General features: G+C 31.0%; 11 protein-coding genes. 9 read left to right on the top strand and 2 right to left on the bottom strand.

Going from position 1 to position 12,702, the window contains the following annotated elements:
* Window positions 1-150: 150 nt before the first annotated feature.
* Window positions 151-1,038 (bottom strand): LysR substrate-binding domain-containing protein, encoded by an 888-nt coding sequence (locus J418_RS0103465; protein WP_017751879.1) that lies wholly within the window; start codon window positions 1,036-1,038, stop codon window positions 151-153.
* Window positions 1,039-1,165: 127 nt separating this feature from the next.
* Between J418_RS0103465 and J418_RS0103460 the strand changes: the two genes are divergently transcribed.
* The gene (locus J418_RS0103460) at window positions 1,166-2,695 is read left to right on the top strand and encodes a nitrite/sulfite reductase (RefSeq protein WP_017894800.1); all 1,530 of its coding nucleotides are present in this window, start codon (window positions 1,166-1,168) and stop codon (window positions 2,693-2,695) included.
* 42 nt (window positions 2,696-2,737) lie between these two features.
* Here the strand turns inward: J418_RS0103460 and J418_RS0103455 are convergent, their stop codons facing one another.
* Entirely contained in the window at window positions 2,738-3,406 is a 669-nt protein-coding gene (locus J418_RS0103455; RefSeq protein WP_235807024.1) for a helix-turn-helix transcriptional regulator, read from the bottom strand.
* A gap of 386 nt (window positions 3,407-3,792) precedes the next feature.
* Between J418_RS0103455 and J418_RS0103450 the strand changes: the two genes are divergently transcribed.
* The 8 genes from J418_RS0103450 (at window position 3,793) to moaC (ending at window position 12,685) form a co-directional block, all read left to right on the top strand.
* Window positions 3,793-4,920, top strand: a complete 1,128-nt coding sequence (locus tag J418_RS0103450) for a BMP family ABC transporter substrate-binding protein (protein ID WP_017894799.1) — start codon at window positions 3,793-3,795, stop codon at window positions 4,918-4,920.
* Window positions 4,921-5,397: 477 nt separating this feature from the next.
* Window positions 5,398-6,525, top strand: coding sequence for a BMP family ABC transporter substrate-binding protein (locus tag J418_RS0103445; protein ID WP_017894798.1), 1,128 nt, complete (start codon window positions 5,398-5,400; stop codon window positions 6,523-6,525).
* 17 nt (window positions 6,526-6,542) lie between these two features.
* Window positions 6,543-8,081 (top strand): ABC transporter ATP-binding protein, encoded by a 1,539-nt coding sequence (locus J418_RS0103440; RefSeq protein WP_017894797.1) that lies wholly within the window; start codon window positions 6,543-6,545, stop codon window positions 8,079-8,081.
* On the top strand, window positions 8,062-9,150 hold the full coding sequence (locus J418_RS0103435) for an ABC transporter permease (RefSeq protein WP_017753097.1): 1,089 nt from the start codon (window positions 8,062-8,064) through the stop codon (window positions 9,148-9,150). Before J418_RS0103440 ends, J418_RS0103435 begins: the two co-directional genes overlap by 20 nt.
* A 3-nt stretch (window positions 9,151-9,153) precedes the next feature.
* Window positions 9,154-10,083 carry an ABC transporter permease gene (locus J418_RS0103430; RefSeq protein ID WP_017753096.1) on the top strand — a complete coding sequence of 310 codons (930 nt, stop codon included), beginning with the start codon at window positions 9,154-9,156 and terminating at the stop codon, window positions 10,081-10,083.
* Window positions 10,084-10,095: 12 nt separating this feature from the next.
* A complete protein-coding gene (locus J418_RS0103425) occupies window positions 10,096-11,160 on the top strand; it encodes an XdhC family aldehyde oxidoreductase maturation factor (RefSeq protein WP_017894796.1) in 1,065 nt (354 codons plus the stop codon).
* A 14-nt stretch (window positions 11,161-11,174) separates the two neighbouring features.
* The gene (locus J418_RS0103420; RefSeq protein WP_017753094.1) at window positions 11,175-12,200 is read left to right on the top strand and encodes a molybdopterin-binding protein; all 1,026 of its coding nucleotides are present in this window, start codon (window positions 11,175-11,177) and stop codon (window positions 12,198-12,200) included.
* Between the two features lie 5 nt (window positions 12,201-12,205).
* Window positions 12,206-12,685: a cyclic pyranopterin monophosphate synthase MoaC gene (gene moaC / locus J418_RS0103415; RefSeq protein WP_017753093.1), complete on the top strand. Its 480-nt coding sequence runs from the start codon at window positions 12,206-12,208 to the stop codon at window positions 12,683-12,685.
* The last annotated feature ends 17 nt before the right edge of the window (window positions 12,686-12,702 follow it).

Genomic DNA, 12,702 nt, shown 5'->3' with positions numbered 1-12,702 from the left:
AAATCATTATCAATATTTAAATTATATCAATCTCGTATATTTGATGTTTGTATTTACAATGATGACATTCAATCCTTATACTTTGATTGTAGTTTTAATAGTATTATATTATGTATTTGGAATTAACAAAAAACAATCACATAGATAATACTATTGATTTATATTGCTGTATTCCTGCAATTTTTCAAGAAATAATTCTATTATCTTGGACATACTTTCATTATGAACTAAATATGAAAAATATCTTTTGTATTTAATTCTGGTGGGTATTATCTTTAGTTCATTATTTTTAATATCGGGTTCAATAACTAAAGATGAAATAAAAGTTATTCCCAAATTATTTTTTACAGCTTCTTTTATAGCATAGTTGCTTCCAAAAATTATAATGTTTTTGGGACATATACTATTATGATTTAAAAATATATTCAGATTCTCACCTGTTCCGGACCCGTCTTCCCTATGTATCCAAGTCTGATTTGACAAGAATTTTTTTAATGATGAATTTTTTTCATATTTAAAAGAGTTAGGTACTACTATAACCATTGTATCTTCATAAAAATTTTTTAGTATATAGTCTTGTTTAGGTACAGTGCCTTCTATCAAGGCTATATCTATAATACGATTTCTAAATTTATCATAAATATTTTTCGTATTTTCTATGACTATTTCAAATTTTATATTTGGAAAATTTTTGGTAAATTCACCTAATAGTGAAGGTAGAATAAACTCACCTATAGTCATACTTGCACCTATTTTTAAAGTACCTGAAGGAGAGTTGGAGTAGTCATTTAATTCATTTTTGGTTTCATCTAAAATAAGAAGAAGTTGTTTAGCACGCTTATAAAGTATTTTACCTGTTCTTGTAATAAATATGTTTTTTTGTTTGTTTGATCTTTCTATTAATCTTGTATTAAAGTATTTTTCAAGATTTAGTACGTGCAAGCTTACACTTGGCTGGGATATATTAATAAATTTTGCAGCTTTAGTAAAGCTTTTTTTCTCTACTATTGCAATAAAAGTCTTTAATTCATCTATCAAAATTATCACCTTACCTATTAGGAATATTAATCGATTCTATAAAAAATATATATTATACTTATTGGTCAAGCAATAGTATACTTGAGTTAAACAAAGTTTTCAATAGTAAAAATAGAGGTGACATATAGTGAAAAATTTAAATGAAGTTCTTCTTGGCGAAGTAGAAGGATTTAGAGAGACAGGACATAAATTTTTAAATGGCGAAATTAGCAGAGGTGAATTTAAAGCAGCTTCTGGGGGAATGGGTGTATATGCTCATAGAAGTGGAAAAGAATTTGTAATAAGATTTAGAATACAATGCGGTGTAGTTTTAAGAAAAGATCTTGAGTTAGTTTATGATTTTGCCAAAAGGTATAGTCTAAATAGTATACATCTGACTACACGTCAGGCAATTCAGCTTCATGGAATGAATATTGATGACATTTGTGACATTATGAAGGAAGGTATAGTTAAAGGACTGTACTCAAGAGGAGGAGGAGGAAATTTTCCAAGGAATGTCGCAATGTCTCCTCTAAGTGGGGTGGACAATGACGAAGCCTTTGATGTGTCTCCTTATGCATTGGAAGTTAGCAATTATTTCTTAAATAAAATATATACATATAAACTTCCTAGAAAATTAAAGGTTGCATTTTCAGCAAATAAAAAAGATGCGGCACATACAACAGTGTGTGATCTTGGATTTTTGGCGGTATTTCAAAATAACAGAAAATATTTCAAGGTATATTTAGGAGGTGGACTTGGGAGAAATGCTAAAATAGCTGTTGAATTTCCTGAACTTGTAGAACCAAAAGATGTTTTATATCATGTTGAAGCAATGACAAGGCTGTTTATAAATGAGGGTGATTACAAAAATAAAGCTAGAGCTCGTATAAGATATATAATGGAAAGAATGGGGCAAAAACATTTTATAGATTGTTATAATAAATATCTCGAACAAGTAAGGCAAGATAAAAATTTAGAAGTACATGTTGAAGAAAAAAAGTATGATAAAAGCGGTGTTGAAATTTTTATAGAAGACCCAAGAATAATTTGTCAAAATAAGAAAGGACTATATAGTTTATATGTACATCCATTAGGTGGGATATTATCATTAGAAGATTTGAAGCTTATTTTAGATGAAACCAAAAATATAGAAGATGTGGAAATAAGATTGGCTATGACAGAAGGACTGTATATTAGAAATTTAAATGGTATGGAGGTAAAAAACCTTTTGGAACTTACTAAACATATTGGAGGTACTACTCGTCTTGAAAATTCTGTGGCTTGTATTGGAGCTAAAATATGTCAGATGGGTTTTTTGGATAGTCAGGATGTACTAAAAAGTATAATTGACTATTTTAAAGAAAAGAAGTTTAGTCAAGATGTATTGCCTAAAATTCATATATCAGGATGTCCAAATTCCTGCGGTGTACACCAAATAGGTGAAATTGGTTTCTGTGGTAAAAGGAAGGATGTATTTGAAATATATCTGTATGGAAAGCTTGGATATGGAAATACAGTGTTGGCTTCTTCTTATGGAGATATACATAGAGAAAGCATACCGAAGTTTTTGTATGAAGTTGCAACGATTTTACAAAGTTCAAATGAACAGTTCTATTTATGGGTAGAGAATAATAAGATGGAATTTGAGTATATTTTAGAAAAGTATACAGTGTAAAATTAAAGCTGCCATTAATTAAATTAATTGGCAGCTTTATATTTATTTATATTTATTTAAATATCTATATATAGTAGGCTCTGACACTTGAAGAGCCTTGGCAACTTCAACTACAGCACCTTTCAAGTTGAAAGCTCCCTTATCATATAAATGTTTTACTACACAGGTTTTTTCATCAACTGACATTCTCTCAGGTAAAATATTTATTTCAGATATAGCTTCTTCTATCATTGTATACAATAGATCATCTACATTATCATAAAATTGTTCTTGGGTTTTTATATGTTGTTCATTCTTGTTTATATTTATATCTATATTTGATATAAAGCTTAACTTGTCCATTAAATCTTTAACTTTATTATAAGGTTCAATATCTATGTTCACACATAAAACACCTATTATTTTATTATTGTCATTTTTTATAAAATAACTTGCAGACTTAAATGTTTTAAAATTTCCAACAGCCTTATAGTTTGCTGCAAAAGGTTTCTCTTTATATGTTTTATTTTGAATTATATTAAGAACTAAATCGGTGAGAGGTCCGCCTACACTTCTTCCCGTAAGGTGGCCGTTTTTTATAAAAATTATAGAATTGTTAGGAGCAGTTACATCCTGTATTACTACTTCACAATTATTTCCCATGATTTCAGAAATAAATTCAGCAATGGGTATATATTTTTTCAGTAATTCTGTGTTATTCAAATTTTTCACCTCAACTATTATTTAATTTATAACAATAAAGATAATAAATAAAATGAAAATAACAAGTAGTTACCTAATAATAAAATTATCCCAACATAAAATACTTAGTTTTAATTATATCATTAAATTTATATATTAAAACCCATATTTATAAAATACTTATAAAATATTTTTAGTATAAGAATTTATATACTAAAAATAAAGTATAAAATTATTAAAATTACAATATGTAATTTTAATTGAAATCATAAGAAAATTTAAAACTGATTTAATTATAAAATCACTCATATTTTAATAAATTTATATTTTACTATTGATTTATATAGAATTTCCAACTATAATTTAATAATATATTATTAAATTAATAATATATTATTAAATTAGGGGGACTATCTATGAAAAAGAAAAAAATACTTACATTTTTACTTACGCTTGTTGTTATTACAGGACTGTTTGCAGGGTGTTCGTCATCCAAGACAAGTTCTACAGGAATAACTACTACTTCACAGGGTAAAAAAATAGATAAGGATAAGATTAAGGTTGGATTTATCTATCTTGCAGCTGTAGGTGATGGTGGATGGAATGATGCACACAATGATGGAAGACTGGCTCTTGAGAAGATGGGAATAAAAACTATTTACAAGGAAAACGTGCCTGAGTCACAGAAAGTACAGACAGTTATAGAGGACATGATAAATCAGGGATGCAATGTAATTATTGGTACAAGTTTTGGATATATGGATTATATGTATAAGGAAGCACAGAAGCATCCGGATATAATATTCTTACATAATACTGGATACAAGACGGCAGACAATATGGGAGTGTATATTGGAAGATTGTATGAAGCAACTTATCTAAGTGGTATAGTAGCCGGAATGAAGACAAAGACAAACAAAATAGGTGTAGTAGCGTCTATGCCAATACCAGAACTATATAGACAAATCAATGCATTTGCTTTAGGAGTGCAATCAGTAAATAAAAAAGCTGTAGTAAATGTGAAATGGACTCACACATGGTATGATCCTGCAAAAGAAAAAGAGGCAGGCAAAGCACTTGTTGATCAGGGAAATGATGTTATAAGTGAAGAACAGGATACTACATCAGCATTGGATGCTGCCCAAGAAAAGGGGCTTGCAGGTATAGGATTTGACAGGGACAAGAAAAATGCAGATCCAAAGATGTATATGACTGCACCTGTTTATAACTGGAGTGTATATTACAAAGAACAGATCAATGACTTAATTGCTGGAAAGTGGAAATCACAGAGTTGGTTGAAAGGTCTTGAATCAGGAGTTGTTGATCTTGCACCAATCAGAGATCAAAGTGCACCAGCAGGAGCAAAAGAAGCTGTAGCAAAAGCCAAGGCAGATATAAGTTCGGGTAAATTGAAGGTATATGTAGGCCCTATTAAAGATCAAAAAGGTGAATTGAAAGTTAAAGCCGGACAATCGCTAGATGATGCTTATCTTCAAAAAATAGACTGGTTTGTACAAGGAATAAATGGAGCAAATGAAAAATAAAAATGTCAATGATAAAAATGCTAGAATAAATATTTCTAGCATTTTTATTATAAATTTTTTACATTTATGAAATTTAAAGATACAAAAAATGCTTTTTCAGAAAATAAAGAAAAACATCGATAAGATTGATAACTAATGAAAGTCATATTTAAATATGTAAAAAAATGATATAATCATATAAATATATACGTTATCATAAGATTTATCATATATAAATCAAAAAATATTAATAAATTTGTATTTTACCTATTGCATTATTTTAAATTCGCAATTATAATACTTATTATAATAATAATTTATTATAATAATATATTATTATAACAATAATGATAATTTTATTAAAATTATTCTATAAAAACATAAAAATACTTAATACTTATTAATAATATGATTGTATATTACATGTACTTAAAAAATTTGTTGCATGAAATCAATAGTAATATAAAATTCATATTAAATATCAAGGGGGACCTAATAATGAAAAAGAAGAGAATACTTGTATTTTTACTTGCACTCGTTGTTATTACAGGATTATTTGCAGGATGTTCATCGTCAAAGACAAGCTCTACAGGAGTAACTACTACTTCGCAAGGTAAAAAGATAGATAAGGACAAGATAAAAGTTGGATTTATCTATAGTGGAAGTTTAGGTGATGGTGGATGGGTTGATGCCCACAATGATGGAAGACTGGCTATTGAAAAGATGGGAATAAAGACTATATACAAGGAAAATGTACCTGAATCACAGAAAGTACAACCTGTTATAGAAGATATGATCAGCCAGGGATGTAATGTAATTATAGCTGCAAGTTTTGGATATATGGACTATGTATACCAGGAAGCAAAAAAACATCCAGACATAATATTCCTACATAATGCAGGATACAAGACAGCAGACAATATGGGAGCATATTTTGCTAAATACTATCAAGCAACATATTTAAGTGGTATACTTGCTGGAATGAAAACAAAGACAAACAAAATAGGTGTGGTAGGATCTATGCCAATACCAGAGTTATATAGACAAATCGATGCTTTTGCATTAGGAGTACAATCTGTAAATAAAAAAGCTGTAGTAAATGTAAAGTGGACTCATACATGGTATGATCCTGCAAAGGAAAAAGAAGCAGGCAAGGCACTTGTTGACCAGGGAAATGACGTTATAAGTGAAGAACAAAATACTACATCAGCATTGGACCCAGCTCAAGAAAAGGGACTTGCAGGTATAGGATTTGACAGGGACAAGAAAAATGCAGATCCAAAGATGTATATGACAGCACCTATTTATCACTGGGATGTATACTACAAGGAACAGATGAACGATATCATAGCAGGAAAGTGGAAGTCTCAAAAATGGTTGAAAGGTCTCGAATCAGGAGCTGTTGACCTTGCACCAATTAGAAAAGAAAGTGCACCTGCAGGAGGAGAAGCAGCTGTAGCGAAAGCAAAGGCAGATATAATTTCAGGTAAATTGAAGATATTTGAAGGACCTATCAAAGATCAAAAAGGCGAATTGAAAGTTAAGGAAGGTCAGGTTCTTGATGATGCTTATCTTGAAAAAATAGATTGGTTTGTACAGGGTATAAATGGTGTAAATGAAAAATAGAGAGGAAGTGTATCCTTTTGAGTGAAGAATATTATTTAACTATGAAGAATATAACCAAAAAATTTGGTGATGTTGTTGCAAACAACAATATTAATTTTAATGTTAAAGGTGGAGAAATACATGCACTGTTAGGAGAAAATGGTGCAGGAAAGAGTACTCTTATGAACATGTTGTCAGGAATTTATATTCCTGATGGCGGTTCAATTTTTATACATGGCAGGGAAGCTAGGTTCAAATCACCTACTGATGCTATAAAATCTGGTGTAGGGATGATATATCAACATTTTAAACTTATAGAGTCCATGACTGCCATACAAAATATTCTTTTGGGAAATAAAAGGAAAATCTTCTTGAATTACGATCAGGAATTGAAAAAAATTCAGAAGATACAGGATAAATATGGTTTTGATGTGGATTTAAACAAATATGTTTACGATATGTCTGTAGGAGAGAGAGAAAATCTTGAAATATTAAAAGTACTATGCAGGGGTGCAGATATTCTTATTTTGGATGAACCTACAGCAGTATTTACTCCCCAGGAGACTAAAAAGTTATTTGATTTGATGAACAGAATGAAAAAAGAAGGATGTTCCATTATCTTTATAACTCACAAACTGGATGAAGTTATGGAGGTAGCAGATAGTATTACCATACTTAGAAAAGGTGAATCTGTTGAAACTGTAAAAAAAGAAGATACTACACCTAAGGAATTAGTGGATAAAATGATAGGGTATCATGTAGATCTGGCAATAAAAAGGTCAAATACAACTATTGGAAAAACTATTTTGAAAGTTTCAGATTTGAATTTAATAAATGATGCCAATATACCTGTACTTAAAAATATAAATTTTGAGATACATGAGGGTGAAGTAGTAGGTATTGCAGGAATTTCAGGGTGTGGGCAAAAGGAACTCTGTGAAGCTATAGCTGGAGTTACTAAAATATCAAGTGGTAAAATTGAGTTCGAAGGAAAAGATATAACCTGTAAAGATAGTGCAAAGCTTGCAAAAGAAAATATAGGAATAAGTTTTGTACCTGAAGATAGAATTGGCATGGGGCTAGTAGGATCCATGGATATGGTAGACAATGTCCTTTTAAAACATTATAAGTACCAAAAGGGGTATATTCTAAAGAAAGATGATATGGAAAAGGAATCCCAGAAGATTAAAGATGATCTTGATGTAAAAACTCCAAACATACATTATCCAATCAAAAATCTATCTGGAGGAAATATACAGAAAATACTTTTGGGAAGAGAACTTGGATTAAATCCTAAACTACTTTTAATGGGATATCCTGTGAGAGGCCTTGATATAAATACATGTTATACTATTTACAATCTGGTAAATAAAGAAAAAGAGAAGGGTACGGGAGTACTATTTGTTGGAGAAGATTTGGACATACTATTGAATCTATGTGACAGAATTATAGTTATGCATTCAGGTGAAATAACAGGAAATTTTGAAAGTGAGAAAGCTACAAAGGAAATTATCGGTTATAAAATGCTTGGTAATAATTACAAAGGTGATGAAGTTTATGAAAATGAAATTTGTTAAAAGACAGGACATAAGTAAAAAACAAGAAGTATCTATAAGAATAATTGCCATAGTATTGGCTTTTATTGTAATGGGGATCCTATTTGTAACACTTAAGTGCAATCCGATAGCAGTTTACATTTCCATGTTTAAGGGAGCATTTGGAAGTGCCAATTCGATAAGACAGACTATAGTTGCAGCAGTACCACTTGGAATTACTGCACTTGGAATTACAGTGGCCCTTAAGCTTAAATACTATAATATAGGTGGTGAAGGACAGATAATAATGGGAGGATTTGGAGCAGCTCTTGTTGCATTTCACTTTCCAGATATGCCAATGCCGGTACTTATTGTTTTGATGTTTTTAAGTGGAGCGTTATTCAGTGGAATATGGGGATTTATACCTGGCTTCTTTAGAGTAAAGTGGAGAGCAAATGAAACTATAACAACACTTATGATGAACTATATTGCATTAAAATTTATAACATACCTTCAATATGGACCTTGGAAAGATCCAGGTTCTCTGGGATTTCCCAAAATGCCTAATTTTTCTCTCAATGCAGTTTTACCAAATGTTTTTGGAATTCATATTGGATGGATAATTTTAATAGTACTCGCAGTATTTGTAGCTGTATTTTTGAATCATACTAAAACAGGTTATGAAATTTCTGTAATTGGTGAAAGTGAAAATACTGCTAAATATGCAGGAATGAATATAAAGAAAACTACCCTTATTGCTATAGTATTAAGTGCCATATTTTGTGGAATAACAGGAGTAATACAGGCCTCGGCAGTAGAACAGACTCTATCTACTGAAATAACAGGAGGGGTTGGATATACAGGAATAATAATAGCTTGGATAGCAAATTTAAATCCTGTTATAAGTATTGTAGTATCAGTCTTATTTGCAGCACTTTTACAGGGTGGATCATTTATCCAGACAGCATTTGGTATACCTGATTCAGTATCATCACTACTTCAGGCGGTAATTTTATTCTTTGTACTTGGAAGCGAATTCTTCATTAGATATAGATTTTCAAAAGGCGAAGAAAATAATGAAGAAAAAAATAAAGTTGTAAATGAGGTGTAAATAATGGATGCAGTAATTAGTTTTTTAGCAGCAGCCGTAGTTGCAGGAACTCCTCTTCTTTTTGCAACACTAGGAGAAATTTTAACTGAAAAGGCTGGAAATTTAAATCTTGGAGTTGAGGGATTGATGCTCATGGGTGCGGTTATGGGATTTAGTATAGGATATAAAACTGGAAATCCTGGAATGGCTATTTTGGCAGCAATGATAGCAGGAGCACTTGGTGTACTTGTATATACTGTTTTAACAGTTAACTTAAGAGCAAACCAGACAGTTTCAGGATTGGCAATATCCATATTTGGTACTGGATTTTCTAATTTTGTAGGCAGAAATGTAGTTGGTAAAAACGTACCAGCTCATGTTAGTCAATTTTTTCAGCCTTTAAGTATACCTGGGATTTCACATATACCCTTTATTGGGCCCATTTTCTTTAAACAGGATATTTTAGTGTATCTTGGATATATAGCTGCAATTGTTATGGGAGTTTATTTTTATAGAACTTATAGAGGATTAAATCTCAAGGCTGTAGGGGAAAATCCCGCTGCAGCAGACGCAGCTAGTATAAATGTAAATCTGTATAAGTATGTACATATACTCATTGGGGGAGCACTTTGTGGCCTTGGTGGAGCATATTTATCGCTGGCTTATGTTCCAAGCTGGCAGGATAATGTTACAGCAGGAAGAGGATGGATTGCAGTAGCTTTGGTAGTATTTGCAGCATGGAATCCATACAAAGCTATTTTTGCATCATATCTTTTTGGAGGACTTGATATAATAAGCTTTAGAATGAAAAATATGTTCGTTTCACAGTATTTTATAGATATGCTTCCTTATATAGTGACTATTGCAATACTTGTATTTGTATATATGAAAAAATCAAACAAAAATGCTCCACCTAAATCGCTTGGTACCCCTTACTTTAGAGAAGAACGTTAAGGAGTGGGTTGTATGAATGATATTTATAAAAATATTTATAAATATTTAACTCAGGATAGATCAATTTTAATAGCTACAATATATACCAGCGAGGGGTCATCTCCAAGAACTTCAGGAGCTAAAATGATTATTTTTAAGGACAAAAGTATTTATGGAACTATTGGAGGTGGAAGACTTGAAGCACAGGTTATAGAAGCTTCCTCAAAGGTATTTGAGAAAAAAGAGAATTTGATAATGAAATTTGACTTAAATGGAGTACGTGATACGGATATGATATGTGGAGGAGCAGTTGAAGTTATTATTGAATATCTGTCTAGTAAAAACGCTGATTGTGTTGAACTCTATAAAGAAGTCGCAAACTCTATTGATAGTTTAAATTCCTGCTATATAATAACTTCAATTGACACTAAAGTTAATAGTGTAAAATATGATCTGTACAGAGATTGTAAATTTATTTTTAATAAATTTACAAATAACAAATGTGTGTATAATATAATTAAAGACAATTTAAGAAAGCTTAAATCTGTTAAAATTAATAGTGGATTAATCATTGTCGAACCAGTTTTGGTAAAGGAGAATGTATTTATATTTGGAGCAGGACATGTATCACAGCAAATTGCAAAATTAACCAGCATGGTTGGCTTTAATACAATTGTAATAGATGATAGAGCTGAATTTGCAAACAAGAATAAATTTCCTGAAGCGGACAAAATACTAGTCTTGGATGACTTTAAAAATTGTATGGATAGTTTGGATATAGATGATAGAAGCTATATTATAATAGTTACACGCGGACATAAAAGTGATTTGATAGTTCTGAAACAGGCACTAAAGACCAGGGCTTACTATATTGGCGGTATGGGAAGCAAGAGAAAAAAACTAGAATTTTTCAACAAATTAAAGGATGATGGATTTGATGATAAGGCTCTAGGCAGGATATTTATTCCGATTGGAATTGAAATAGGATCTGAAACTCCAGAAGAAATTGCAGTAAGTATTGTGGCTGAATTGATACAGAAAAGATCTCAAAATATAGAATTACATAGTTCTTTTGCTATAAATGACAAGACATTATAGTCGAGGTGAATTTTATGAAAAAGATAAAAGCGAAGGATGCTGTAGGAATGTCTATATGTCACGATATGACTAGAATTATACCTGGCAAGTCTAAAGGTGTTGCTTTTAAAAAGGGTCATATAATAACGGAAGACGATTTAAGCATACTTGAAAAGATGGGCAAGGAAAATATATATGTATATGAAGACAAACCAGGTTTTATACATGAGGATGATAGTGCCCTAAGGATTGGAAATGCCATATGCAATAGTAGAGAATTTGATTTTAGTGATATCAAAGAGGGAAAGCTTAATATACACTCCAAAAGATCTGGACTTATTAAGATAGACAGGGAAAAATTATATGAACTAAATAGAATTGAAGATATATCAATAACTACTGTATATGATAATATAATAGTTTCAGAAGGTGAAAAAATTGCATCATGTAGAATAATACCAATGTTTACTAAAAAGATAAACATAAAAAAACTTGAAGGTATATGCAGCTTTGGAAAGTTATTTTCTGTAAAGCCATTTTTAAAGAAAAAAATACATCTTATTATTACTGGAAATGAAATATTTAAAGGACTTGTTGAAGATGCATTTTATGATACACTGAAACCTAAAATTGAATATTACGGGAGCAGTATAATTAGAACTTTAAAGCTTCCTGATGATGATAAATTAATTGAAAATCAAATTATCAGATCTGTTGAACAAGGAGCGGATATAGTTATTTGTACAGGTGGAATGTCTGTAGATGAAGATGATTTGACTCCAACTTCTATAATTAGAGCTTCCAATGAAGTCATTACACATGGGGCTCCAGTTCAACCGGGAAATATGTTTATGCTTGCATATAGAAATAAAATTCCTATAGTAGGTATACCAACAGCTGCAATATACAACAAAATAACTTTGTTTGACAAAGTATTACCTATGTTGTTGTGTAATGAAAAACCTGACGGGGATTTCTTTATAAAATTGTCACTTGGAGGATTGTGCAGGTCATGCAGTGAATGTCATTATCCAAACTGTACTTACTGTAAAGGAAGGTGATTCAATTGAATTTAACTCATATAAATGATCAGGGAAGAGCTAAAATGGTTGATGTAAGTTCTAAGGATGAAACTGAAAGAAGTGCTGCAGCAGTAGGGCACGTATTCATGAAAAGTGAAACTTTGAATAGAATAAAAGATGGAAGTATAAAAAAAGGAGATGTATTGGCTGTAGCACAAGTAGCTGGTATAATGGCTGCAAAAAATACATCCAATATAATACCTATGTGCCATCCAATTTTTATTTCCGGTTGTGATATAGAATTCTCCATGAATTTTGATGACAACTCAATTAAAATAAAATCCACAGTGAAAAATACAGGGCAGACAGGTGTTGAAATGGAAGCATTAACTGCAGTCTCAGCTGCAGCTCTAACTATATATGACATGTGCAAAGCTATTGACAGGGGGATGGTTGTCAAAGATATAATGCTCATGAAAAAAAGTGGAGGAAAATCTGGAGTATTTGAAAGAAAAATTAAATAGAAAGAAAGGATTTGATG

The organism is Clostridium tyrobutyricum DSM 2637 = ATCC 25755 = JCM 11008, from assembly GCF_000359585.1.
Classification (GTDB): Bacteria; Bacillota; Clostridia; order Clostridiales; family Clostridiaceae; genus Clostridium_B; species Clostridium_B tyrobutyricum.
This window is presented reverse-complemented; position numbering and strand designations above follow the sequence as displayed.